Origin of the sequence: Methylobacterium sp. 092160098-2 (assembly GCF_028920805.1) — a bacterium.
GTDB classification, from domain to species: Bacteria; Pseudomonadota; Alphaproteobacteria; order Rhizobiales; family Beijerinckiaceae; genus Methylobacterium; species Methylobacterium fujisawaense.
On the sequence record NZ_JAQPZJ010000001.1, the window covers coordinates 26,587 to 50,389 of the forward strand.

Below are 23,803 nucleotides of genomic sequence, written 5' to 3' on the forward strand. Positions count from 1 at the left end.
GGAGACGTCGGCGCCTCCCATGCGGATCTTGCAAACGAACAAGCTTTGCTGGGTGTCTGCATGCGTCGCCCGCTTGGTCTGGCCGCATGGCGGGTCGAAGCGAACGCGCGGGACGTCGGCGAGTCAACTGCACTGCAGAACGGTCCGACGCCCGGTCATTGCCGAATTTTCCCGGTTTGCCCGTCTGCGCCCAGTCGCCGCATCCGAATTTTTCGCGGATCCGGTCCGTCGCAGCCGGCGTCAGGCGCGACAAATTGCCGAATCGTCCCGGGTCCGGAACGATCGGGTTCTGGCCGGGGTGATGCCGCCGGGGGCCTGATTGTCAGGTGTGCTGTGTTGGACGGGGCGTCAGAGTGCGCCGACCGGTCCCGTACTCTCGAACTCGGCGACGTCGCCGACCAGATCCGTCACGGAGATGTTGAGCCGGCGGCCGTTGGAGAGCCTGAGCTGGGCATCCGGCTCGAGCCATATCGGCCGGAGGCCTGCTGAACTGCCGTAGAGGTTGCCGTACGCGACGATGCCGCCTTCGCGCCGCTCGACCACGAGCCGGTAGCGGACGCGGGCCGGTTCACAGCCCTCCGCCGATACGAGACCGCGCCCCGTCAGCGTCTTCAGGATCTCGTTGGATTCGAACATACGCGGGGCGCAAGGGCGGGACTAAGCGGCAATCCGATTGCCATTTAATCCCGGCCCTTCTGCGAGTCACGCCCGAGCGCGTCATTTGTCCCGTTCCCGGCTCGTCGCTGTCATCCGGCCCGCTCGACGCCGTCCGGCGCGGTGTCACCCTGGGGCGGGCGCACTACGATGCGGCCGGCCTCGACGGAGAGCGCCAGACGTCCCTGCTTCAGAGCTAGGGCTTTGTCCCCGAACAGGGTCCGCCGCCAGCCCTGGAGGGCCGGAACCTCGGCGGTATCGTCATCGGCGATCGCCTCCAGGTCGTCGACCGTCGCGATGATCTTGGGCGCGACGCCCTCCGTCTCGCAGACCGCTTTGAGCAGCACTTTCAGCAACTCGACGATGGCCCCGTTGCCCCCGCTCCGCCGCACCCGCTCGGGCATTCGGACGGCGCTGGTGTCGCGAGCGAGGCCACGCTCCACGGCAGCGACGATGTCGGCCCCGGTCCGGGAACGCTCGAATCCCGCCGGGATCGTCCGAAGCCGGCCGAGCGCCTCGGCGTTTCGAGGCGCCGCGGATGCGATATCGATGACCGCTTCGTCCTTCAGGATCCGCCCGCGCGGAACGTTGCGCGCCTGCGCCTCGCTCTCGCGCCACGCGGCCACTTCCATCAGCACGGCGATTTCCCGCGGCTTGCGCATCCGCCCGGAGAGCCGCCGCCACGCCTGGGCGGGATCGGCACGGTACGTCTCGGGCGAGGTCAGCACCGCCATCTCCTCGTCGAGCCACGCGCCCCGGTCGGTGCGCAGCAGCTCGGCCACGAGAACCTCGTAGATCCTCACGAGGTGGGTGACGTCCGACAGCGCGTAGCTCAACTGCGCCTCGGAGAGCGGTCGCCGTGACCAGTCGGTGAACCGCGAAGACTTGTCGATCTTGGCCTTGGCGACGTCGTTCACGAGCTGCTCGTACGAGACGGAATCGCCGTAGCCGCAGACCATGGCGGCGACCTGCGTATCGAAGAACGGATGCGGCAGGATCCCGCCGATCAGCCAGATGATCTCCAGATCCTGCCGGGCGGAATGGAACACCTTGACCGTACGCTCGTCGGCCATGAGCGCGATGAAGGGTTCGAGGTCGATTCCCGGCGCCAGCGGATCGACCAGGACGCCTGTGCCGTCCGGGGCCGCCATCTGGATCAGGCAGAGTTTCGGATAGTACGTCGTCTCGCGCATGAACTCCGTGTCGACGGTCACGAAGGGTTGCTCGGCGAGACGTGTGCAGATCTGGCGCAGCGCGTCAGTGGTGGTGATCAGGTCCATGCATCGGCTATACGCAACCGCAGCCGACATGGGGAGACGCACCCGCTCGGGTCCCCATCTTTCGCGCGCGTTCCGTTACCGCCGCGCGACGTTCGTCACGCCGGAGACCCCACAGCCGCCTTTCGGTGCAGCCGCGTCTGCCGGCGGATCCGCAGGGCGTCGGCCCGTCGCTGCGCCTCCGCGCGCCCGAGCAGACGGTCGAGGATCCCGGTCTCGATACGCTCACCGGTCGCCCCATCGACGAGCCGGCGGATCCGGTCGACCCGGAACCCGCGATAGCCACCGCGTCGCGCGTCGATGCCGCCGAGCAGTGTCCGGCCCGGGCCGAGCCTGAGCTCGCGCGCGTCGAGGGAGCGGTTGCTCCAGGCGCCGGCCGCGTCCTCGTAGACGAGGTCGAAATGGCCTGCGAGGGGCAGGGTCCGCCACCCGGCAGGAGCGCTTCCGGGCGCGGGCCTCGCGGGTCGCTCCGGCGCGAAAAAAACGTTGTCGTTCATGGACATCATATGGGGATTCGAGGGTCCGCCCGGTAGGCCGCACGGCGATTGCGGCGCGGCTTTCGGAGCGGTCCTGCTTGCCGCGCGCTTGACTTGGGGGGCCTTGCGTGAATGGTGCCGGCCTTCCCTCAGAAGAAGCCCATCATGCACCGTTACCGTTCCCACACCTGCGGGGCGCTCCGCCCGTCCGACGTCGGGCAGAGTGTCCGCCTCTCCGGCTGGTGCCACCGCATCCGCGACCACGGGGGCGTGCTGTTCGTGGATCTGCGGGACCATTACGGCCTGACGCAGTGCGTGATCGATTCCGATTCCCCGGCCTTCAAGGCCGCCGAGGCGGTGCGCTCGGAATGGGTCGTGCGGATCGACGGCCGCGTCCGCACGCGCCCGGCCGGCACCGAGAATGCCGAGCTGCCGACCGGCGCGGTCGAGGTCTACATCGACGACCTCGAGGTGCTCGGCCCGGCGGGCGAGCTGCCCCTGCCGGTCTTCGGAGACCTCGAATACCCCGAGGAGACGCGGCTGCGGTACCGCTTCCTCGACCTGCGTCGGGAGAAGCTCCACGCCAACATCATGAAGCGTGGCGCGATCATCGATTCGCTCCGCCGCCGGATGCGCGACGGCGGCTTCTTCGAGTTCCAGACCCCGATCCTGACCGCCTCCTCGCCCGAGGGCGCCCGCGACTACCTCGTGCCGTCGCGGGTCCATCCCGGCAAGTTCTACGCCCTCCCGCAGGCGCCGCAGCAGTTCAAGCAGCTGACGATGATCGCGGGCTTCGACCGCTATTTCCAGATCGCGCCCTGCTTCCGCGACGAGGACGCCCGCGCCGACCGCTCGCCGGGCGAGTTCTACCAGCTCGACATCGAGATGAGCTTCGTCACCCAGGAGGACGTGTTCCAGGCGGTGGAGCCGGTCCTGCGCGGGGTGTTCGAGGAGTTCGCCGAAGGCAAGCGCGTCACGAAGGAATTCCCGCGCATCACCTACGCGGATTCGATGCTGAAATACGGCGTCGACAAGCCGGACCTGCGCAACCCGCTGATCATCGCCGACGTCACCGACCTGTTCGCCCGCGATGACGTGGCGTTCAAGGCGTTCAAGGGCGTGATCGCCTCCGGCGGCGCGGTCCGGGCGATTCCGGCGACTGGCGCGGCGGCGCAGTCGCGCTCGTTCTTCGACAGGCTCAACGACTGGGCCCGCTCCGAGGGCGCGCCGGGCCTCGGCTACGTCGTGTTCGAGGAGGAGAACGGCCAGCTCTCCGGCAAGGGGCCGATCGCCAAGTTCATCCCGGCCGAGGTTCAGGCGCTGATCGCCGAGCGGGCGGGCGCGAAGGCCGGCGACGCGGTCTTCTTCTCCGCCGGTCCCGAGGCCAAGGCTGCCGGCCTTGCCGGCAAGGCGCGCATCCGCATCGGCGACGAGCTGGGCCTCTGCGACAAGGACCAGTACGCGTTCTGCTGGATCACCGACTTCCCGATGTACGAGTGGAGCGAGGAGGAGAAGCGGATCGACTTCTCCCACAACCCGTTCTCGATGCCGAACATCGACCGCGAGGAGTTCCTGGCGCTCGACCTCGACGCCCTCGCCAGCGAGGATGAGAACGGCGCGAACACCAAGCGGATCCTCGGGATCAAGGCCTTCCAGTACGACATCGTCTGCAACGGCGTGGAGCTGTCCTCGGGCGCGATCCGCAATCACCGTCCGGACGTGATGGAGAAGGCCTTCGCCATCGCCGGCTACGGCCACGAGGTGCTGGAGCAGAAGTTCGGCGGCATGCTGAATGCGCTCCGCATGGGCGCCCCGCCGCACGGCGGCATCGCGCCGGGTGTGGACCGCATCGTCATGCTCCTGTGCAACGAGCCGAACATCCGTGAGGTGGTGCTGTTCCCGATGAACCAGCGCGCCGAGGACCTGATGATGGGTGCGCCCTCCGAGGCGACCCCGAAGCAGCTGCGCGAGCTGCACATCCGCCTCAACCTGCCCGAGAAGAAGGCCTGAGGTCCGCTTAGACCGGCCGCGGACCGGCCGCGCGGTGCCGAGCCTCGTCGCGATCGTCGTCGCCCACGACAGCGCCGCGGTGCTGCCCGGCTGCCTCGCCGCGCTCGCCGGTCAGCACGTCCCGGCGATCGTGGTCGACAATGCCAGCCGCGACGCCTCCGCGGCGGTCGCGGAAGCCGCCGGCGCGCAGGTGATCCGCAACGCCCGCAACGAGGGTTACGGCCGCGCCAACAACCGGGGCGTCCGGGCCGCCGAGACGGCGGAGCACATCCTGATCGTCAACCCGGACGTGGTCCTGCGTCCGGGGGCGGTGGATGCCCTGCTGGAGGCCGCCCGGATGTGGCCCGATGCGGGCCTTCTGGCCCCGCGCCTCGTCGAATCCGATGGGCGCTTCTTTTTCCAGGCACGCTCGCTGCTGGCGCCCTATCTCGCCAATCCCGGCGGCCGGCCCGCGCTGCCCCAGGGCGATGCCTGCGCACCGTTCCTCTCCGGCGCCTGCCTGATGATGCCGCGCGCCCTGTTCCTGGATCTCGGCGGCTTCGACGAGAACATCTTCCTGTTCTATGAGGACGATGATCTCTGCCGGCGCGTCGCCGATCGCGGCCGAGCGCTGATCCACGTCCATGGTGCCGAAGCGCTGCACGGTCGCGGCCGGTCCTCGGCGCCGGAGCCGGGCCGCGTGTTCCGATCGCGCTGGCATCAGGCTTGGTCGCGCGCCTATGTCAGCCGCAAGTACGGCCTTCCCGACCCGAGCCGCGCCACCCTGATGACCAACGTCCCGAAGGCGCTGCTGTCGGCGCTGGTTCTGCGCCGGTCGGGCTTGGAGCGCTACGGCGGCTCGGCCGCGGGCGCCCTCGCCTTCCTGCGCGGCCGCGAAGCCCTGGCCCAAGAGGGCCTGACCAAATGAGCGCCTCGACGATCGCGGCCGCACTCGAAGCCCAGCGCAACGGCTTCACCGGCCTGCGGCTGATGCTGGCCCTGGCGGTCGTCGTGTCCCACGCGTTCAGCGTCGCGACCGGCGCGGCCGGCGACGAGCCTCTCGCCCGTCTGACCGGCTACACGCTCGGGGAGCACGCGGTGAACGGCTTCTTCGCCGTGTCGGGTTTCCTCGTCACCATGAGCTGCGACCGCCGCGGCATCCGCGACTACGCCATCGCGCGGACCCTGCGGATCCTGCCGGGACTCGTGGCGGCGACGCTGGTTGTATCGCTGGGGCTCGGCGCGGCCATGACCCGCCTGCCCGTCTCCGCGTATCTGGGCGACCCCGGCCTGTGGTCGTTCATCCGTGGGACGCTGACGACCTTCAAGAGCAACGCCGCCCTCCCCGGCGTCTTCGAGAGCAACCCGTACCGGGCGCCCCTCGGAACGGTCTGGACGCTGAAATACGAGGTGCTGTGCTATCTCGGCGTTCTCGTCGCCGCCCTGTGCGGTCTGCTCCGGCGGCGCTGGTCGGCCCTGATCATTGTCGTGGGCCTGGCGCTGGCGCTGGTCGTCATGGGCGCCCTGCGGGGCCTCGACCTGCCCAAGGGCACCGAGACGGCACTGCGCCTGCCGATGATCTTCGCGGCCGGGGCCGGGCTCTATCTGTGGCGCGCCCGCCTGCGGGTCTCGGCCGCCGCCCTCGCCTGCCTGGCCTTCGGCGCGTTCGTCCTCGCGCGGACACCGGCCTATCCGGCCCTGCTGTTCCTGGCCGAGGCTTACGGCGTGGTCTGGCTCGCCCTCGGCCCGTTGGCGCGTGGACCGTTCGATCCGCCGGCCGACCTGTCCTACGGGATCTATCTCTACGGCTGGCCGATCCAGCAGAGCCTGCATGCCCTGTGGCCGGACGTCTCGGGAGCCGCATTGCTGGCCCCCGCCCTCGCCCTGACCGTACCGGTCGCCGCCATGTCCTGGTACGGAATCGAGCGGCCGGCCCTGGCGCTCAAGGTGCGGGCGCTGGGTCGGCGTCGCCTCGGCACGATCGAGCCCGCCGGATCGTGAGCGCCGACGGGCCGCTCTCGCCGCTGAAGGCGCTGGCCCTCGCGGCGCGGATGCTGGAGGCCAACGGCTTCACGGTCGTCGCCCGGAACGAACGCGGCGACAGCCTGTATCTGAAGCGGCCCGATGGCCCGTGGCACCTGCGCGTCTCGAACCACCCGCGCACCGCCAAGCAACGGTCCCGCCGCACCGATATTCTCGCAAGCCTCATCATCGACGGACCGCGCTCCCCGGAGCGACTTCGGATTCTCGTCGCAGAGGCCGTGCGCAACTTCCAGGGCGCTCTTGCCAGGAAGGGCGATCAGGCCTCCGCGGACGGGTCCCGGAAATAAGGCTCCACCGTACCCTTCAGCTTCACGGTCATCGGGTTGCCGGCCCGGTCGAGGGTCTTGCCGGCCGAGAGCCGGACCCAGCCCTCACTGACGCAATATTCCTCGACGTTGGTCTTCTCGACCCCTTTGAATCGGACACCGACTCCGCGCTCCAGCGCCTTCTCGTCGTAGAACGGGCTGTTGGGGTTGGCGGCGAGGCGGTCGGGAGGCGTGTCGGTCATCGTCCAGGTCTCGGGTCGTCGTCGATTTGGGCCCCGCCGGTACGGGAATCCGCGCTGACGCGCAACGCCGCGAGCAGATCCACGATCCGGCCGCTCTGCAGCAGCGGCACCAGCCGGGTGACCGTATCGTGCGGCCGATCCCACCACGCCGCCGCCACGAGCGCCGCCACCGTGGCCGCGTCGAACCGGTGCCGCACCACCCGCGCCGGGTTGCCCGCCACGATGGCGTAGGGCGGCACGTCGCGCGTCACGACGGCCCGTGCCGCCACCACGGCCCCGTGCCCGACCGTGACGCCGGACAGGATCATGCAGCCGGACCCGAGCCAGACATCGTGCCCGATCACCACGTCGCCCCGGGAGGCATGGTAATCCTCGGGCGCGTGGGCATCCGGGAACAGCCCGCGCACAGCTGCGAACGGGTAGGTCGACGCCCAGTCGAGCCGATGGTCGCCCCCGAGAAGGATCTCGACCTTGTCGGCGATGGAACAATACCGGCCGATCGTCAGCCGCCGCCCGCTCTCCGGGAAGCGGACTTTTGGACGCCCATACGAATAGGCGCCTATGGAGAAGCCGTAGGTCCTCGCCAGTTTGGCGAGGTGGAGCCGCGTCTCGTTGTGCGGGTTGCGCCCCCTGCGCAGCCGGTGCAACAGACCGGTCAAGACGCGAGCCCGTGCGAGGCGCGACCGCGTCGTCCTCGGTGAAAAAGGTGAGCGGGAGCGTGGGCGATGGCCGATAACATGTCCGAGGACCTCAAGGCCGGGGCGCTCGTCTACCACCGCCTGCCCAAGCCCGGGAAGCTGGAGATCCAGGCAACCAAGCCGCTGGGCAACCAGCGCGACCTCGCCCTGGCCTATTCCCCGGGCGTCGCCGCCGCCTGCATGGCGATCCACGACGATCCCCAGGAGGCCGCGACCCTGACGATCCGCCAGAACCTCGTGGCGGTGCTCTCCAACGGCACGGCCGTGCTGGGCCTGGGCGATATCGGTCCGCTCGCCTCGAAGCCCGTGATGGAGGGCAAGGCCGTCCTGTTCAAGAAATTCGCCGGTATCGATGTCTTCGACATCGAGGTCGACCAGAAGGACGTGTCCAAGCTCGTCGATGTGGTCTGTGCCCTTGAGCCGACCTTCGGCGGCATCAACCTCGAGGACATCAAGGCTCCCGAGTGCTTCGAGGTCGAGGAGCAGTGCCGGGCCCGGATGAACATCCCGGTCTTCCACGACGACCAGCACGGCACCGCGATCATCGTGGCGGCCGCCGTCCTCAACGGCCTGGAACTCGCCGGCAAGAACCTGTCGGACGTCCGGATCGTCACCTCCGGCGCGGGCGCGGCGGCCCTGGCCTGCCTGAACCTGCTCGTCTCGCTCGGCGCGACCCGCGAGAACATCACGGTCACCGACATCAAGGGCGTGGTCTACAAGGGCCGCCCGGAGCTGATGGACCGCTGGAAGGACATCTACGCCCAGGAGACCGACAAGCGCACGCTCGCCGAGGTGATCCCGGGTGCCGACGTGTTCATCGGCCTCTCGGCCGGCGGCGTGCTTAAGCCCGAATACCTGAAGGAGATGGCCGAGAAGCCGCTGATCATGGCGCTCGCCAATCCCTATCCGGAAATCATGCCGGATCTGGCCGAGAAGGAGCGGCCGGACGCGATGATCTGCACCGGCCGGTCGGATTTCCCGAACCAGGTCAACAATGTCCTCTGCTTCCCCTACATCTTCCGCGGCGCGCTGGATGTCGGCGCCCACAAGATCAACGAGGAGATGAAGAAGGCCGCCGTGAAGGCGATCGCGGGTCTGGCCCACGAGACCACCTCCGATGTGGTCGCCCGCGCCTATGGCGGCGAGGCCCGGCCGTTCGGGCCGAAATCCCTGATCCCGAGCCCCTTCGACCCGCGGCTGATCCTGCGCATCGCCCCGGCGGTCGCCAAGGCGGCGATGGATTCGGGCGTGGCCGGCCGGCCGCTCGCGGATTTCGATGCCTATGTCGACAGCCTCGACCGGTTCGTGCACCGGTCCGGCCTGATCATGAAGCCGCTCTTCTCGAAGGCGAAGGTCGAGCCCAAGCGCGTGATCTACGCCGAGGGCGAGGACGAGCGGGTGCTCCGCGCCGTCCAGGCGATCGTCGAGGACAAGGTCGCGCGGCCGATCCTGGTCGGCCGTCCGCGGGTGGTCGAGACCCGGCTGAAGCGCTTCGGCCTGTCGATCGAGCACGGCCGCGACTTCGAGCTGATCGATCCCGAGGACGATCCCCGCTACCGCGCCTACGTGCAGACCTATCTCGAGGTCGCGGGCCGGCGCGGCATCACGCCGGACGCGGCCCGCACGCTGGTGCGCACCAACAACACCGTGATCGGCGCCATCGCGGTGCGCCGGGGCGAGGCCGACGCGCTGATCTGCGGCCTGGAGGGCCGGTTCGAGACCCGGCTGCGCATCATCCGCGATGTGATCGGGCTCGCGCCGGGCGTGGAGCAATGCGCGGCGATGAGCCTCGTGGTGACCCATAACGGCGCCTACTTCCTGGCCGACACCCATGTCCGCCAGAATCCCACCGCCGAGGAGATCGCCGACGTGGCGCAGGCCTGCGCCAGCCATGTCAGCCGCTTCGGGATGACCCCGAAGATCGCGCTCCTGAGCCATTCCGATTTCGGCCAGTCGGATTCGCCCTCCGCGATGAAGATGCGCGACGCCCTCGCGCTTCTGCAGCGGCGCGACCCGGAGCTTCAGGTCGACGGCGAGATGCAGGCGGATTCGGCGCTGAGCGAGATGGTCCGGGAGCGCGTGCTTCCGGGGTCGCGGCTGAAGGGCGCGGCCAATGTGCTGATCTTCCCGAATCTCGACGCGGCCAACATCGCGTTCCAATTCGCCAAGGTGCTGGCGGATGCCCTGCCGGTCGGCCCCCTGCTGATCGGGCCGGCCAAGCCCGCCCACATCCTGACGCCCTCGGTGACCGCGCGCGGCATCGTCAACGTCACGGCTGCGGCCGTCGTCGAGGCTCAGGCGGACGAGGCCGTTTCGGCCAGGGTCGAAGAGAGCGGCGTCGGCATGATCTCCGAATGAGGAACGCCGGTCGACGGCCGCGAGCGTGGCCGTCGATTTGCTTACCGCTCCCGCGGTTACGAAACCAACGGGAGAAGACGCTATGTGCGCGGGCGACGATCCAACCTGCCACGCCTTCGAGGAGCATCGCCGCCGGTTCCGGCGGGATCTGGAACCGGAACGGCGCGCGTTCCTGAAGAGCAGCTTCGCGGCGACCGGCGCCGCCGCGGCCTTCGCGGCCGGCGGCCCCTCGCTGGTGAGCCCGGCCCTGGCCCAGGCGAGCGGGGCCAAGATCGCCGCCACCGCGCATTATCACCTGCCGGCGAATGCCGAGACCGTCCATTGGGGCTTCTTCAGCCGCAGCCTCAAGCCGAAGGTCGAGATCGGCTCAGGGGACTTCGTCACCATCGAGACGCTCACCCATCAGGCGAGCGACGATGCCGAGCGGATGATCCAGGGCGATCCGGGCGCCGAGAGCGTCTATCTCTGGACCAAGGACAAGATGGGCGTCTCGCCCCGTGGTGCCGGCGCCCTCGACGCGAAGATCGGCCCCGGCGGCGGTCAGGGCGTTCATATCTGCACCGGCCCGGTGGCGATGCGCGGCGCCGAGCCCGGCGACGTGTTGGAAGTGCGGATCCTCGACGTGGCGCCCCGCCCCTGCGCCAATCCCAAATACAAGGGTCTCGCCTTCGGCAGCAACGCGGCAGCCTGGTGGGGCTATCATTACAACGACCTGATCACCGGCGATAAACCGCGCGAGGTCGTCACGATCTACGAGGTCGACGCCACCGGCGAGCGCGACTGGGCCCGGGCGGTCTACAGCTTCCGCTGGCCCGGGGTCACCGATCCGTTCGGCGTCTCCCACCCGACCATCGACTATCCCGGCCTGCCGGTCGATCATTCCAAGACGCAGAAGACCTACGAGGTTCTCAAGGGCATCCGGGTACCGATCCGTCCGCACTTCGGCACCATGGGCGTCGCGCCGGCCGAGGCCGACCGGGTCAACACGATCCCGCCGAGCTATACCGGCGGCAACATCGACAATTGGCGGATCGGCAAGGGCGCGACGCTGTACTTTCCTGTGGCGGTGCCGGGCGCCCTGTTCTCTGTGGGGGACCCCCATGCCAGCCAGGGCGATTCCGAATTGTGCGGCACCGCGATTGAGTGCTCGCTCACCGGCACCTTTCAGTTCATCCTGCACAAGAAGGCCGACCTGCCCGGAACGCCGCTCGAAGCGCTCGATTTCCCGATGATCGAAACCCGGGAAGACTGGGTGCTGTCGGGCTTCAGCTACCCGAACTACCTGCGCGATCTCGGCCCGGACGCACAGACTGCGATCTTTCAGAAATCCTCCATCGACCTCGCCATGCGCGACGCCTTCCGGAAGATGCGCCAGTTCCTGATGCACGCGAAGGGGCTCACCGAGGACGAGGCCATCTCGCTGATGTCGGTGGCGGTCGATTTCGGGATCACGCAGGTCGTGGACGGCAATTGGGGCGTCCACGCCGTGGTCAAGAAGGCGATCTTCTCCGATCGGGTCGCCTGAGATGCGGCGACGCCCCGATCACGGACGGCGTCGCGCTTCTCCAGGTCATCTCCGGGCGATCATGCGCGCGGAGAGGCCGATGTCGATCGAGCCTGCGCAGGGAAACCGGCTCATGCGGCCTTCGCGGTTCCGGCCATGGTCATCAGACCGGTGATGACCCGATAAGTCTCGGACCATGCCTGTCGGATCTCCGGCGTGAAGTCCGAGCCCAGACCCTGTTCCAGGGTCCACAGCAGCGCGGCGCCGACGGGCTCGTAATGAGCCTGCAGGGCGCCGTAGCCGACGTGCCGATCCCCGAGGTCGCGCACCGTCGCGACCAAAGCTTCCGGCTTATCCAGGTTCGCCACCGTCAGGGCCAGCATGGCCATCAGCTTCCGCTTCTGCGCGCTCATATCGTTCGGGAAGAGCGAGCGGACCTGGGGGGCGGTCTCGAAGAGGCGCCCGTAGAACAAGTCCGAGGCGGTGTCGCCCAGCGATTGCACCTTCGCGAAGCTGTCCTGCACCAGCCTGACCTGCGCGGCCGAAACGGCGTAGGACACGCGGACGCTGGCCAGGAATCGTCCGACCTCGGCGGTCAGGTGCTCGGACTGATTCGACAGGACGGAGGCCGCATCGAGAACCTGACTCGCGGCCTGTCCGGTGCTCTCCGCCGCCTGAGCGACGCCGGTGATATTGCTGGTGACCTCCCCGGTTCCGACGGCGGCTTGCCCGACGTTGCGCACGATCTCCTGGGTCGCCGCGCCCTGCTCCTCCACGGCCGCCGCGATCGAGGTCGCCACGCCGTTGATCTCTTGGATCCGGGCGGTAATCGCCCCGATGGCTTCGACCGCCTGACCGGTGGACGCCTGGACCGCCGCGATCTGGCCGGAGATTTCCGCCGTGGCCTTGGCCGTCTGCTCAGCCAGTGCCTTGACCTCGGAGGCCACGACCGCGAAGCCCCGACCGGCAGCGCCGGCGCGGGCGGCCTCGATCGTGGCGTTGAGGGCCAGCAGATTGGTCTGCTCGGCGATCGATGAGATGAGCCCCACGACGTCGCCGATTTTGTCCACGGCGCTGCTCAACTCTCGCACGCGCGCCGCGGTCCGATCGGCCTCGGCCGCAGCCACCTGCGCGAGCTCCGCCGAACCATCGGCCTGACGCCCGATCTCCTGCACGGATGCACCCAGTTCCTCGGCGGCGACCGCGACGGTGTTGACGTTCTTGGACGCCCGCTCGGCGGCGGCCGCGACCGTTGCCGATTGTCCGGCCGTCTGCGTGGCGGTCGCGGTCATCGTCTGCGCCGTCACCTGCAGTGCGGAGGCTGACGTCCCGACCTGGCCGATCATGCCGCCGACCGCCTGCTCGAAGCGCTGGGCCATCTGGCGCAGGCTCTCCCGCCGCTGGTCATCGGCATCCAGACGCGCCCGCTCGGCCTCGACCTCCAATTCGCGGGTGCGGGTCAGGTTGTCCCGGAACGCTTGCACGGCTGCCATGATCGGGGCGAACTCGTTCCGATACGCGGCCACGGGAAGATCGACCGTCGTTTCGCCGGCAGTCAGCGATCGCATCGCGCCGGCGACGATCCGGAGTGGCCGCAGCACGCCGCCGACCAGGGCAATGAGCCCCAGGACGACGAGCAGCGCGGCCGCCAGGAGGGCTGCGGCATTGCGCAGAACACCGTGGCGCGCCAAGTCCGAAAGGGTCTCGGCGCGGGCGACCATCTCGTCCAGGGCCGAATCGGCGAGATTGACGATGGTCATCTGCTCGGTGGTGTTCCGTCGCCGCACTTGCTGGAACGTGTAGGGCGCGGGCCGCTGCTGGCTCAGGGCATCGAAGATCGTTTTGGCCCCGGCGGCGGCCTCACCCTCGAAATTGTTGTGCTTGGCCTTCTCGAACGCCGCGCGCGCGGTCTCCGACAGGTCGGCGGCAGCCTCGCTCGTGTTCAGCCAGGCCGTCCGGACCTGAGCCCGCTCCTCGGCCGCGGCCACCGTCTCGGGAAGCGACCAAGAGGTTCCGGCGGCCAACGATGTCTGGACCCGCAGGGCGACGTTCCCGATCGCGACGCGGGTCGTCCAGGCGGACCGCTTGAGGACGAGATAGCGCTGCAGGATCGCGTCGGAGCGCGGGATCGCCGCATCCACGGCGTCCGTGGTCGCCGTCAGCGCGTCGAGCAGTTCCTGAAAGGCGGTGAGGACCATCGGCAGCAGCGTGGGGTCTCGCTGCGCCTTCGGGACACGCAGGGCGGCATCCACGCGGGGACGGAGCGCGTTCACGGCCTCCTGAGCCGCATGGAGACGGTTGAGCGTTGCAGTCACGGCGGGCACGTTCTGGTCCCGCAGCAGGTCCAGGACGACCTTGAGGTTTGTGATCATCGCCTCGCGGTTCGTGGCGATGGCGGCGAGGCTGCCACTGTCGGCGACGTCCTCACCGCCGAGGGTAAGAGAGGAGCCCCGTTCGAGCCGTACTGGAAGAATCGTCTTGAGCAGGTGCCGGCTCGCGCGGGACAGACTGACGGCTTCCCGGGCCTGCTGCGCCGTCAGGTGTGCAGAGACCAGATTATCTCCCGAATAGCCCAGAAGCATAACGGCCATTACAATTATGATTGTGAGCATTATTGCTCTGATTGAAAATTTGCCGAGCAAATTCATGCCGATTTATTCCAAGATCGTTTTGGGAGAAATTTATTCCAGCCTCTTAGCGGGAAACTCTGCCGATTGCACGCGCTATAAATGAATCATTGTTGGTTTGACGAGGTCGTATTGATAAATACAACTGTTATTGAGCGGCCTTATGAGCAATTCTGGCCTATTCGAAATTGAAAACGAAAAAATGAAATCTCAAGAGATGCCATATCTAGCGAAATGCTTCGCTGTGTCGTGCTCGTTCTCAGGGGGAATGCCCATCGTGTCCGAGAATCGGCCTGCGCCGGTCTGCCTGTCTTCGGAACTGCTGCCTGCGAGGCCTGGGTCGCGGTGAGGCGTATCGCGCGTTCGCGACGAGGGCGCGCAGGAACGCGACGCGCCGCATTCCCGAGGGCGAAGAATCCGCCGCGTTGCTCACCCGACCTGCGGCGGCGGACTCGTAGGTGCGCTGTCGCTCCGTCCGGTCTCGGCCCGGATTAGATCAGATGGATCCGCCCGTAATCTCGACGCGCCCGTCGAGCCCGATAATGCGTCCGAGACCGCGAACGCGGTTCAACAGGCGGTCGCCGCTCAAGGCCTCCCAGGCATGGGGCAGCCGCAGCACCACGCGGCCGTCTTCGACGGCCAGCGGTGCCCGCCCGAGGGCACCGTCCATGCCGGCGGAGATCGGGAAGGCGACGCGGAGCAACGCGCCCAGCAGACGGGCCCGTTCGAACAGGCGCGGACCGGCCACACTCCGGAGCATCGGGTTCGCCTTTTCCGGGGCGAGCCCGGTATGCCGAAGGGAAACCGCCAGGGCGAGATAGGCCCGCCCCGGATGGTCGACACCGACGAACGCCGCGTTCTGGATCACCGCGATGCTCTGCTCGTCGCGATAATCGGGATGTGCCCGCCAGCCGACATCCGACAGCAGGCAGCCCGCATGGCGCAGACGGCGCTCGTCGGCGGTCTCGTGACCGTCGAGGGTCGCGACGAACTGGTCCGTCCAGGCGATCAACTCTTCCCCGTGGCGGGGCGAGCGCGCCCGGAGAACATTGAACTCCGACGCCGAGGCCAGAAGCGGGTCGAGCAGCCGGGTGTCGCGGTCGAGCTGCTCGAACAGCAGGCCCTCGCGGACCCCCGATGCCGAGATCGCCACCTCCCGCGGGCGTCCGACCCGGATGATCTCCTCCAACACGACGGCGCCGTAGGCGAGCAGCGGGCGCCGTGCTTCCGAGATCGCGTCGACGTCCTGCAGCAGCGCCACATCCGTCTGCTCGACGACCTGCAGGAAACTCAGCTCGTCGCTCGGCTCTACCGCGTAGCCATGCATCACGTGGACGGGATAGCCGCGGGCCGCCTGGTGAAGCCGCGCGATCGCCCGCCACGTGCCGCCGACCGCGTAGAAGGTCCGCCCGCGCAGGGTCTCGAGCTGCGGCGCGGCCTTGCGCATATACTCGCGGACGATCTTGGATGCTTTCTTGAGCGAGCCGCCGGACAGATCCTGGAGGGCAAGGCCGCCGAGGGGCATGGTCACCCCTTGACCGACCACGGTCCCGCGAACGTCCACGAGTTCGAGGGAGCCGCCGCCCATGTCGCCCACGACCCCGTTCGGCGCGTGGAAGCCCGAGACGACGCCGAGCGCCGACAATTCTGCCTCGCGCCGTCCGGAGAGCAGCTGGATCTCCTGGCCGCAGGCCGCCTCCGCGGCGCGCAGGAAATCCGGACCGTTCTCGGCGTCCCGGGCCGCCGCCGTGGCGAGCACGAACACTTGGCCCACGCGCATCGTCTCGCACAGCACCCGAAACCGCGCGAGGGCGGCGAGCGCCCGGGTCACCGCCTCCTCGTTCAGCCGACCGGTCGTCAGGACGTTGCGGCCCAGACCGCACAGCACTTTCTCGTTGTAGAGCGGCGTCGGTGCCCGCGTCAGGCCGTCATAGGCGACGAGCCGCACCGAATTGGAGCCGATATCGATGATTGCCACCGGCTGATGCGCGGCGCTGCCGATCGTCTCCGCATCATGCGCGAGGGTGAGGTTGGCACGAGGGCTGCCCAAGCGTCCGAGTCCTTCATGAGCCCGGTGCGCCTGCCGGCGCGCCGTGCGGGAGGTTTAGCCCAGTGTCGCTGCGCGGCGAAACTCAGCTGCGCTGCGCGCGCCGGCTCAGGGCGCGCGGGCTCGACTTCTTCGAGGCCTTCCCGCGTCCCGAGAGGCTGGGGTTGGTCATGAAGTACTTGTGGGCATTGAACGGCTCCTCGCCATCGGCCGGCTGGATCCGCTCGCAGCCGCCCGAAGCCAGCAGGCGCCAGCTCTGACGGTTGTCGAGCAGGTTGGCCAGCATGATCTGATCGAGCACCTGCTGATGCACCGTCGGATTGGTGATCGGCAGCAGCGCCTCCACGCGGCGGTCGAGGTTCCGGCTCATCAGGTCGGCGGAGGAGATGTAGACCGTGGCCTTCGGGTGCGGCAGCCCGACGCCGTTGCCGAAGGCGTAGATGCGCCCGTGCTCCAGAAAGCGCCCGACGATCGACTTCACCCGGATCGTCTCCGACAGGCCCGGGATGCCGGGCCGCAGGCAGCAGATGCCGCGGACCACGCAGTCGATCTGAACCCCGGCTTCCGAGGCGTCGTAGAGCGCGTCGATGATCTGGCTGTCGACCAGCGAGTTGCACTTGATCCAGATCGCCGCCGGGCGACCCGCCTTCGCATGGGCGACCTCCGCGTCGATGTGCTCGAGGAGGCGATTCTTCAGCGTCAGCGGCGAGACCGCCATCCGCTCCAGCTCCGCGGGCTCGGCGTAGCCGGTGATGAAGTTGAAGATGCGCGACACGTCCCGCGCGATGGCGGGGTCCGCCGTGAAGAAGGACAGGTCCGTGTAGACCCGTGCGGTGATCGGGTGGTAGTTGCCGGTGCCGACGTGGCAGTAGGTGACCAGCTTGTCGCCCTCCCGACGGACCACCAGCGACAGCTTGGCGTGGGTCTTCAGCTCCACGAAGCCGAAGACCACCTGCGCGCCGGCCTTCTCAAGGTTGCGCGCCCAGCGGATATTCGCTTCCTCGTCGAAGCGCGCCTTCAGTTCCACCAGCGCGGTGACGGACTTGCCCAGCTCCGCGGCTTCGGCGAGCGCCGCGACGATCGGCGAGTTGGACGAGGTCCGGTAGAGGGTCTGCTTGATCGCGACCACGTTCGGGTCACGGGCGGCCTGCGCGAGGAACTGCACCACCGAATCGAAGGATTCGTAGGGGTGGTGGACGATGAAATCCTTCTGGCGGATCGCCGCGAAGACATCGCCGCCGCTCTCGCGGATGCGCTCCGGGAATCGGGGATTGTAGGGCTTGAACTTCAGGTCCGGCCGGTCGATCCCGACCACCTGGGACAGCTCGTTCAGGGCGAGCATGCCCTCCACGATGAAGATCGCGTCCGCGGCGATCTCCAGCTCGTCGGCGACGAAGCTGCGCAGATCCTCCGACATGCCCGCCTCGACCTCGAGCCGGATCACGACGCCCCGGCGCCGCTGCTTCAGGGCCGTCTCGAAATGCAGGACGAGGTCTTCCGCCTCCTCTTCGATCTCCAGATCGGAATCGCGGACGACGCGGAATGCGCCGCTGCCCTTGACGAGGTAGCCCGGGAAGAGCCGCCCGGTGAACATCCCGATCACCTGCTCGATCGTGATCAGCCGCGCCGCGGTCTCGCTGTCGCTCACCGGCAGGCGGACGAAGCGGTCGATGACGCCGGGCAGGCGGATGAGGGCGCGCAGCAGCCGTCCGTCCTTCGGACGCACCAGCATCAGCGCGATGGTGGTGCCGAGATTCGGGATGAACGGGAACGGGTGGGCCGGATCGATCGCGAGCGGCGTCAGGACCGGGAAGACGTGGTTGAGGAAATACTCCTCCAGCCACGCCGCCTGATCGGCCGAGAGGGCGGCGGGCTCGACGATGTCGATGTCGGCGGCGTGCAGCTCCGCGCGCAGTTCACGCCAGCGGGCCTGCTGGTCGGCGGCGAGGCGCGAGACCTCCACGCCGATCCGGGCCAGCTGCTCGGACGGCGACAGGCCGTCCTGCGACGGGACCGTGATCCCGGCCCGCACCTGATCGATCAGGCCGGCCACGCGGACCATGAAGAACTCGTCGAGGTTGTTGGCCGAGATCGACAGGAAGCGGAGGCGCTCCAGCAGCGGATGATTCGGGTTCGACGCCTCCTCCAGAACGCGCCGGTTGAACTGCAGCCAGGACAGCTCGCGGTTCACGAAGCGCTCCGGCGAGTGGCGGAGGGACCGACCGGCCTCCAGCACCGGCTCGCGGGCCGCGCCGGCAACGGGCTCCGCCGGAGCCGCGGCTGCCGGCCACTCGTCACTGGCGTCGGCGGCGGCTGCCGGAGCGGCCCCGGCGGCGATCGAGTCGGTCTGCGTGCGCCGGGTCGCGGGCGCGCGCCGCGTCGTCGGATTGGCCGCCGCGCGCCGACGGGGCTCGGCTGCCTCGTCGGCGGCGTCGCGGTCCACGGGCTTCTGCGTCGATTCCATCCCCGATCCCTGTCTCTACGCGTCGCTCCTCGCGGCGGCGGAGCGTGTATCACCCTAGACCGGCGGCCTTCACGACAGTTTCGTGACGGCCGCCGCATTCCGCGTTCAGCCGGCCGGATCGGGCTCGTCGTCCAGTCCCATGCGCCGCAGGACGGCCAGCGCGAGCGGCCGGCTGATCCGGCGTCCGCGCCCGAGGGCGTCGCGGTCGAGCTCGGCGACGACGTCCCGGGCGCGGCCCAGCGACCGGTCGATGCGCAGGGCCAGCGAATCGATTACCCCGAGATCGACCACCAGCTGACGGTCCACGAACAGCTTGACCAGGACCGCCCGCAGCAGGGCGTCGTCCGGCGCCTCGATGGCGATGCGCGGCGCCAGCCGGAGCCGCGAGCGCAGGTCCGGCGTGGCGAGGCCGAGGGCGTCGATCCCGGTGCCGCTCGTCAGCAGGATCGGGCAGGCGCGCTCCCGCGCCCGGTTGAGCAGATGGAACAGCGCCGCTTCGTCGAGCCGTTCCGTCCGGTCGATATCCTCGATGACCAGAGCGCCGTTCGAGATGAGGTGCTGGATCGCGTCGGCCCCCAGCTCGGCGGCCGGGAGGGTCCAGGCATGGGCGCGCTCTGCCCAGATCGCCGCGAGATGGCTCTTGCCGCTGCCCGAGGGACCGGTGAGGACCAGAACACTGTCCGGCCAGTCCGGCCAAGCCTCGATCAGCGCGTAGGCGGCCTCGTTGGCCGGTCCCACGAGGAAATCCTCGCGCCCATAGCGTGGGTCGAGGGGCAGGTCGAAGGCCAATTGTCGGGGTGGTGCGTTCTCGCGCATGTGTCGCCCAGGATCACCCCCCGCCCGTGGAGGTCAAGGCCGCAGCGTCCTTGCCGTCGTGCTCGATCAAGATCGGCTGTCCGGCATGGTAGAGGCGGCTCTCCAGATAGCGGGCCAGGGCGAAGCGGACGAGCACGCCGATGGAGGCCGCGATCGGGACAGCGAGCAGCAGCCCGACGAAGCCGAACAGCGTGCCGAAGGCGAGCAGGGCGAACATCAGCCAGACCGGGTGAAGCCCGGTGGAATCGCCGACGAGCTTCGGCGAGATGACGTTGCCTTCGAGAAACTGCCCGACGAGGAACACGCCCACGGTCAGGCCGAGATACAGCCAGTCCCCGGATGGCCAGAACTGGACCAGGGCGACGCCGACGGAGAGCAGGAAGCCGGTGAGCGTGCCGACATAGGGAATGAAGGTGAGAAACCCGGCGATCAGGCCGATCAGCACGCCGAAGTTGAGGCCGACCAGCCAGAGGCCGATCGCGTAGAAGCTGCCCAGGATGAGGCAGACCAGGGTCTGGCCGCGCACATAGCCGGTGACGGCGCCGTCGATCTGGCGCGCGAGGTCGCGCACCGTCGCGCGGTGCCGGGGCGGCACCCAGCCGTCGATGGCCGCGACCATCCGGTCCCAATCCACCAGGATGTAGAACGCGACGACCGGCGTCACCACCAGAAGCGAGGCGATCGAAATCAGGGCCTGGCTGCCCGACCAGAGGGATTTCAGAAAGGCCAGGAGCCACGTCCCCGCTTGGGTCGCCAGCGTTCCGACGGAGGATTGCAGCTCCGTGAGGACATTCGCGCCGCCGACGCGTTCCAGCAGTGACCCGGAGCGCTCCGCGATGATGGCCTGGAGCCGCGACACCATTCCGGGCAGCGCATTGACCAGGGCGACGACCTGATTGGCCGTGAGCGGGATCAGGATCAGCAGCGTCACCACGAGGACGACGACGAACAACGCCAGAATCAGCAGGCTCGCGGCCAGCCGGCCGAGGCCGAGGCGCTCCAGCCGGTCGGCCAGGGGATCGAGGAGATAGGCCAGGGTGATGCCGGCCACGAAGGGCAGCATCACTTCCCGGAGGAGGTAGATGATCAATCCCAGAGCGACCACGGCGGCCAGCCCGATCACAGCCCGTGCGCGCACGTCGACGCTCCCCCAGACACCACGCCCGCGGGCAGAGTGGGTATGCGGCGCGTGCCGATCAAGGCGCCGCCGCAGCCGACTCGCGTGGCGCGCGCGAAGCCGCTAGAGCGGGGCCAGATTGGAACGAGGTGGCGCGGGCATGACGGCCAAGGACGGCAACGAGCCGAAGACGGGGCTCACCTACGCGGCGGCGGGCGTCGACATCGATGCCGGTAACGCCATGGTCGAGACGATCAAGCCGCTGGTGCGCTCGACCCGGCGCCCGGGCGCCGACGCCGAGATCGGGGGCTTCGGCGGCCTGTTCGACCTGAAGGCTGCGGGCTTCCGCGATCCGATCCTGGTGGCGGCCAATGACGGCGTCGGCACCAAGGTCAAGATCGCCATCGAGACCGGGCGCCACGACACGATCGGCATCGATCTCGTGGCGATGTGCGTGAACGACATCATCGTCCAGGGCGCCGAGCCGCTGTTCTTCCTCGACTACTACGCCACCGGCAAGCTGGTCCCGGGCGTCGGCGCCGACATCGTGCGCGGCATCGCCGAAGGCTGCCGGCAGGCGGGCTGCGCGCTGATCGGCGGCGAGACCGCCGAGATGCCGGGCCTCTACGACGGATCCGACTACGACCTCGCGGGCTTCTCGGTGGGAGCCGCCGAGCGCGGCACGCTTCTGCCGCGTCCGGGGATCCGGCCCGGCGACGTTGTGCTCGGCCTGCCCTCCTCCGGGGTGCATTCCAACGGCTTCTCGCTGGTCCGCCGGATCGTCGTGAAAAGCGGCCTCGGCTGGGACGCGCCGGCCCCGTTCGCCCCCGGGCGCAGCCTCGGCGAGGCGCTGCTGGAGCCGACCCGGATCTACGTGAAGCCCCTGCTGGCGGCGCTCGGCGCCACGGACGGGATCCGGGCGCTCGCTCACATCACGGGGGGCGGCTTCCCGGACAACCTGCCCCGCGTCCTGCCGGACGATGTCGGCATCGCCATCGACCTCGACGCGGTCACCCCGCCCCCGGTCTTCGGCTGGCTCGCCCGCGAGGGCGGCGTCGCCGAGGCGGAGATGCTGCGCACCTTCAATTGCGGAATCGGCATGGTGGTGATCGCCGCCGCCGACGCGGTGGACGATGTCGACGAGGCCCTGACCCGGGCCGGCGAGACGCCCGTGCGCCTCGGCCGGATCACGGCGCGCGGCTCCGAGCCCGTGACCTTCAGCGGAAACCTCGCCCTATGATGGCGACCGCCCGCAAGACCCGCGTCGCCATCCTCATCTCGGGGCGCGGCTCGAACATGGTCGCGCTGCTGGAGGCGGCGCAGGATCCCGCCTTCCCGGCCGAGATCGTGCTCGTCGTGTCGAACCGCCCGGAAGCCGCCGGCCTCGCCCGCGCGGCGGAGGCGGGCATCCCGACGCAGGCGATCGACCACAAGGCCTTCGCCGACCGCGCCGGCTTCGATGCCGCCCTCGACGCCGCCCTGCGGGGGGCCGAGGTCGACCTCGTGTGCCTCGCGGGCTTCATGCGGATCCTGACGACGAATTTCGTGGCGTCCTGGGCTGGCCGGATGCTCAACATCCACCCGTCGCTCCTGCCCCTGTTCAAGGGCACGCACACGCACCGGCAGGCGCTCGACGCCGGCGTGCGCCTGCACGGCTGCACCGTGCATTTCGTCGTGCCGGAACTGGATGCGGGTCCGATCGTCGCTCAAGCCGCGATCCCGGTCCGCCAGGACGACGATCCCGACAGCCTCGCCGACCGGGTGATCGTGCAGGAGCGCCGTCTCTACCCGGCCGTGCTCGCCCTGGTGGCCGGCGGCCGCGCCCGCCTGGACGGCGACCGCGTGGTGATCGCCGACGAGGCGCCCGACGGCGTTCTGTTCAGCCTTTAGCGGGCGGCCCATCGTCCCTGCGAGTGGAGCCCGGCGATCCGGCATCGCCCGCTCGCCGACGTTCCGATGCGCTGGGCTGCTTCGCTGCGCTCGCAGAGGCGACGTCTACCGAAGCAGCCTGTCTGCGTCCTCAGACGGGGCGCTGCAGCTTGCAGCTGTCCAGCGCCGAGAGGGCCTTCGCGCGGGCGGAGTCGTTGAAGTAGCCCGTGGTCCGGTAGGCCTCGATCTCGGCGGCGTCGAGGCTGCGCAGGGTCTGCTTGGCGTAGCAGCCGCAGGGGCGCTCCAGGGACGCCTCGGGGGCGCTGGTCATGCGGGCCTGGACGATCGTGCAGGCGTGGCGCACGCGGCCTTCGAGATTGGCCTTGCTGGCGGTCTTGAGGGCCGGATCCGGCTCGTACTGCTGGAAAGGGGCCGAGGATCCGCCCGCGAGGGCGGCGGTCGCGCCGAGGGCGAATAGGCCGGTCGCGATCAGCAGGGGCAGGCGGCGCATCGTCATGGTCGGGGTCGTCCGAGGGCTGAGGTTGGCTAAGCTCGGCTGTTGGACGCTTCCGGGCTCCGTCCCGTCAAGGACGGCCCGGTCACACACGGCGGCATTCCCGATGCCGCCGGGTGCGGTGCGTGACGATGGCGGGTCGGTGTGCCCAACCCGCCACCGCCCGTTGCCTCAAGCGGCGATATCGGAATCCTTGAAGAACTGCGCGATCTCGATCTTGGCGTTCTCGGCGCTGTCGGAGCCGTGCACGGTGTTCTCGCCGACGGACTCGGCGAACTTCTTGCGGATCGTGCCCTCGGCGGCCTGGGCCGGATTGGTCGCGCCCATCACCTCACGGTACTTGGCCACCGCGTTCTCGCCCTCGAGAACCTGGACCACCACCGGGCCGGAGGTCATGAAGGTCACGAGCTCGCCGAAGAACGGGCGCTCCTTGTGCACCTCGTAGAACTTCTCGGCCTGCTCCTTGGTCATGCGGATGCGACGCTGGCCGACGATGCGGAGGCCCGCCTCCTCGATCACGGCGTTGACCGCGCCGGTCAGGTTCCGCCGCGTCGCGTCGGGCTTCAGGATCGAGAAGGTGCGCTCGGTGGCCATGGTGCGTCCGGTCTGTCTGTGGAAAAGGTTTGCGGCACGCCGGGAGGCCGGACGCGCCGCGGCAGCGAAAATTTCGCTTCGGCGCCGGGCTTATAGCGGGCGCCCCCCCGTGTCTCAAGCGGCGTCCCGGAACCGGCCGGTCCAAGCGCGGCCGTGGCTCTGCCGCAACACGGCCGAAAAATCGCCCGATTGCGACGGCCTAGTCGCGCACCAACCGACTTCGTCCACCCCTCGGGCGTCCGCGACGC

At 69.0% G+C, this 23,803-nt stretch carries 20 protein-coding genes; 8 read left to right on the forward strand and 12 right to left on the reverse strand.

All coding sequences use genetic code 11. The features are described 5' to 3' along the window. Positions 1-348: 348 nt before the first annotated feature. The 3 genes from PQI07_RS00145 to PQI07_RS00155 all read right to left on the reverse strand — a co-directional run bounded on the left by PQI07_RS00145 (position 349) and on the right by PQI07_RS00155 (position 2,428). Positions 349-636, reverse strand: a complete 288-nt coding sequence (locus PQI07_RS00145) for a hypothetical protein (RefSeq protein ID WP_043356694.1) — start codon at positions 634-636, stop codon at positions 349-351. 110 nt (positions 637-746) lie between these two features. Continuing rightward, on the reverse strand, positions 747-1,934 hold the full coding sequence (gene rnd / locus PQI07_RS00150; RefSeq protein ID WP_043383710.1) for a ribonuclease D: 1,188 nt from the start codon (positions 1,932-1,934) through the stop codon (positions 747-749). A 95-nt stretch (positions 1,935-2,029) separates the two neighbouring features. Further along, a complete protein-coding gene (locus tag PQI07_RS00155; RefSeq protein ID WP_274925770.1) occupies positions 2,030-2,428 on the reverse strand; it encodes a hypothetical protein in 399 nt (132 codons plus the stop codon). 144 nt (positions 2,429-2,572) lie between these two features. Here PQI07_RS00155 and aspS point away from each other — a divergent pair, with 144 nt between their 5' ends. Genes aspS through PQI07_RS00175 form a run of 4 tightly spaced genes read left to right on the forward strand, consistent with a single transcriptional unit; the run spans position 2,573 to position 6,726 of the window. Beyond that, positions 2,573-4,417 carry an aspartate--tRNA ligase gene (gene aspS, locus PQI07_RS00160; protein WP_274925771.1) on the forward strand — a complete coding sequence of 615 codons (1,845 nt, stop codon included), beginning with the start codon at positions 2,573-2,575 and terminating at the stop codon, positions 4,415-4,417. Between the two features lie 34 nt (positions 4,418-4,451). Then, positions 4,452-5,324, forward strand: a complete 873-nt coding sequence (locus PQI07_RS00165; protein ID WP_274925772.1) for a glycosyltransferase family 2 protein — start codon at positions 4,452-4,454, stop codon at positions 5,322-5,324. After that, a complete protein-coding gene (locus tag PQI07_RS00170; RefSeq protein ID WP_043383706.1) occupies positions 5,321-6,397 on the forward strand; it encodes an acyltransferase family protein in 1,077 nt (358 codons plus the stop codon). Before PQI07_RS00165 ends, PQI07_RS00170 begins: the two co-directional genes overlap by 4 nt. Further along, positions 6,394-6,726 (forward strand): type II toxin-antitoxin system HicA family toxin, encoded by a 333-nt coding sequence (locus tag PQI07_RS00175; RefSeq protein WP_043755601.1) that lies wholly within the window; start codon positions 6,394-6,396, stop codon positions 6,724-6,726. Before PQI07_RS00170 ends, PQI07_RS00175 begins: the two co-directional genes overlap by 4 nt. Here PQI07_RS00175 and PQI07_RS00180 read toward each other — a convergent pair. Together PQI07_RS00180 and PQI07_RS00185 are read right to left on the reverse strand one after the other, a co-directional pair. Beyond that, entirely contained in the window at positions 6,696-6,947 is a 252-nt protein-coding gene (locus tag PQI07_RS00180) for a DUF3297 family protein (protein WP_043353490.1), read from the reverse strand. The genes PQI07_RS00175 and PQI07_RS00180 overlap by 31 nt on opposite strands. Then, a complete protein-coding gene (locus tag PQI07_RS00185; RefSeq protein ID WP_274927660.1) occupies positions 6,944-7,594 on the reverse strand; it encodes a CatB-related O-acetyltransferase in 651 nt (216 codons plus the stop codon). Before PQI07_RS00185 ends, PQI07_RS00180 begins: the two co-directional genes overlap by 4 nt. A gap of 78 nt (positions 7,595-7,672) precedes the next feature. Here PQI07_RS00185 and PQI07_RS00190 point away from each other — a divergent pair, with 78 nt between their 5' ends. Together PQI07_RS00190 and PQI07_RS00195 are read left to right on the forward strand one after the other, a co-directional pair. Next, positions 7,673-10,003, forward strand: a complete 2,331-nt coding sequence (locus PQI07_RS00190) for an NADP-dependent malic enzyme (RefSeq protein WP_043383701.1) — start codon at positions 7,673-7,675, stop codon at positions 10,001-10,003. 82 nt (positions 10,004-10,085) lie between these two features. Next, positions 10,086-11,528 carry an acetamidase/formamidase family protein gene (locus tag PQI07_RS00195; protein WP_043350875.1) on the forward strand — a complete coding sequence of 481 codons (1,443 nt, stop codon included), beginning with the start codon at positions 10,086-10,088 and terminating at the stop codon, positions 11,526-11,528. A gap of 110 nt (positions 11,529-11,638) precedes the next feature. Here the strand turns inward: PQI07_RS00195 and PQI07_RS00200 are convergent, their stop codons facing one another. The 5 genes from PQI07_RS00200 to PQI07_RS00220 all read right to left on the reverse strand — a co-directional run bounded on the left by PQI07_RS00200 (position 11,639) and on the right by PQI07_RS00220 (position 20,599). After that, positions 11,639-14,098 (reverse strand): methyl-accepting chemotaxis protein, encoded by a 2,460-nt coding sequence (locus PQI07_RS00200; protein ID WP_274925773.1) that lies wholly within the window; start codon positions 14,096-14,098, stop codon positions 11,639-11,641. Positions 14,099-14,630: 532 nt separating this feature from the next. Then, on the reverse strand, positions 14,631-16,184 hold the full coding sequence (gene ppx, locus PQI07_RS00205; protein ID WP_043755598.1) for an exopolyphosphatase: 1,554 nt from the start codon (positions 16,182-16,184) through the stop codon (positions 14,631-14,633). Between the two features lie 82 nt (positions 16,185-16,266). Further along, complete coding sequence (locus tag PQI07_RS00210) at positions 16,267-18,645, reverse strand: RNA degradosome polyphosphate kinase (RefSeq protein ID WP_043383697.1); 2,379 nt, start codon at positions 18,643-18,645, stop codon at positions 16,267-16,269. Between the two features lie 105 nt (positions 18,646-18,750). Then, the gene (locus tag PQI07_RS00215) at positions 18,751-19,461 is read right to left on the reverse strand and encodes a P-loop NTPase family protein (protein ID WP_043350885.1); all 711 of its coding nucleotides are present in this window, start codon (positions 19,459-19,461) and stop codon (positions 18,751-18,753) included. A gap of 13 nt (positions 19,462-19,474) precedes the next feature. Then, on the reverse strand, positions 19,475-20,599 hold the full coding sequence (locus PQI07_RS00220) for an AI-2E family transporter (RefSeq protein ID WP_043383693.1): 1,125 nt from the start codon (positions 20,597-20,599) through the stop codon (positions 19,475-19,477). Between the two features lie 139 nt (positions 20,600-20,738). Between PQI07_RS00220 and purM the strand changes: the two genes are divergently transcribed. Both purM and purN read left to right on the forward strand, forming a co-directional pair. After that, positions 20,739-21,818 (forward strand): phosphoribosylformylglycinamidine cyclo-ligase, encoded by a 1,080-nt coding sequence (gene purM, locus PQI07_RS00225; protein WP_075381834.1) that lies wholly within the window; start codon positions 20,739-20,741, stop codon positions 21,816-21,818. Beyond that, positions 21,815-22,468, forward strand: a complete 654-nt coding sequence (purN, locus tag PQI07_RS00230; RefSeq protein WP_446720932.1) for a phosphoribosylglycinamide formyltransferase — start codon at positions 21,815-21,817, stop codon at positions 22,466-22,468. Before purM ends, purN begins: the two co-directional genes overlap by 4 nt. 130 nt (positions 22,469-22,598) lie before the next feature. Here purN and PQI07_RS00235 read toward each other — a convergent pair whose 3' ends face one another. Beyond that, on the reverse strand, positions 22,599-22,964 hold the full coding sequence (locus tag PQI07_RS00235; protein WP_043383689.1) for a hypothetical protein: 366 nt from the start codon (positions 22,962-22,964) through the stop codon (positions 22,599-22,601). A 168-nt stretch (positions 22,965-23,132) separates the two neighbouring features. Next, the gene (gene ndk / locus PQI07_RS00240; protein WP_043073092.1) at positions 23,133-23,555 is read right to left on the reverse strand and encodes a nucleoside-diphosphate kinase; all 423 of its coding nucleotides are present in this window, start codon (positions 23,553-23,555) and stop codon (positions 23,133-23,135) included. Between the last annotated feature and the right edge of the window lie 248 nt (positions 23,556-23,803).

What these genes read in the sequence shown, in the direction of transcription:
- PQI07_RS00200 (WP_274925773.1), bottom strand. Translation starts at nt 14,098, where the DNA reads ATGGCCGTTATGCTTCTGGGCTATTCGGGAGATAATCTGGTCTCTGCA.
- purN (WP_446720932.1), top strand. Translation starts at nt 21,815, where the DNA reads ATGATGGCGACCGCCCGCAAGACCCGCGTCGCCATCCTCATCTCGGGG.
- PQI07_RS00190 (WP_043383701.1), top strand. Translation starts at nt 7,673, where the DNA reads ATGGCCGATAACATGTCCGAGGACCTCAAGGCCGGGGCGCTCGTCTAC.
- PQI07_RS00210 (WP_043383697.1), bottom strand. Translation starts at nt 18,645, where the DNA reads ATGGAATCGACGCAGAAGCCCGTGGACCGCGACGCCGCCGACGAGGCA.
- PQI07_RS00170 (WP_043383706.1), top strand. Translation starts at nt 5,321, where the DNA reads ATGAGCGCCTCGACGATCGCGGCCGCACTCGAAGCCCAGCGCAACGGC.
- PQI07_RS00195 (WP_043350875.1), top strand. Translation starts at nt 10,086, where the DNA reads ATGTGCGCGGGCGACGATCCAACCTGCCACGCCTTCGAGGAGCATCGC.
- purM (WP_075381834.1), top strand. Translation starts at nt 20,739, where the DNA reads ATGACGGCCAAGGACGGCAACGAGCCGAAGACGGGGCTCACCTACGCG.
- PQI07_RS00180 (WP_043353490.1), bottom strand. Translation starts at nt 6,947, where the DNA reads ATGACCGACACGCCTCCCGACCGCCTCGCCGCCAACCCCAACAGCCCG.
- PQI07_RS00145 (WP_043356694.1), bottom strand. Translation starts at nt 636, where the DNA reads ATGTTCGAATCCAACGAGATCCTGAAGACGCTGACGGGGCGCGGTCTC.
- PQI07_RS00235 (WP_043383689.1), bottom strand. Translation starts at nt 22,964, where the DNA reads ATGACGATGCGCCGCCTGCCCCTGCTGATCGCGACCGGCCTATTCGCC.
- PQI07_RS00215 (WP_043350885.1), bottom strand. Translation starts at nt 19,461, where the DNA reads ATGCGCGAGAACGCACCACCCCGACAATTGGCCTTCGACCTGCCCCTC.
- ndk (WP_043073092.1), bottom strand. Translation starts at nt 23,555, where the DNA reads ATGGCCACCGAGCGCACCTTCTCGATCCTGAAGCCCGACGCGACGCGG.
- PQI07_RS00155 (WP_274925770.1), bottom strand. Translation starts at nt 2,428, where the DNA reads ATGAACGACAACGTTTTTTTCGCGCCGGAGCGACCCGCGAGGCCCGCG.
- aspS (WP_274925771.1), top strand. Translation starts at nt 2,573, where the DNA reads ATGCACCGTTACCGTTCCCACACCTGCGGGGCGCTCCGCCCGTCCGAC.
- rnd (WP_043383710.1), bottom strand. Translation starts at nt 1,934, where the DNA reads ATGGACCTGATCACCACCACTGACGCGCTGCGCCAGATCTGCACACGT.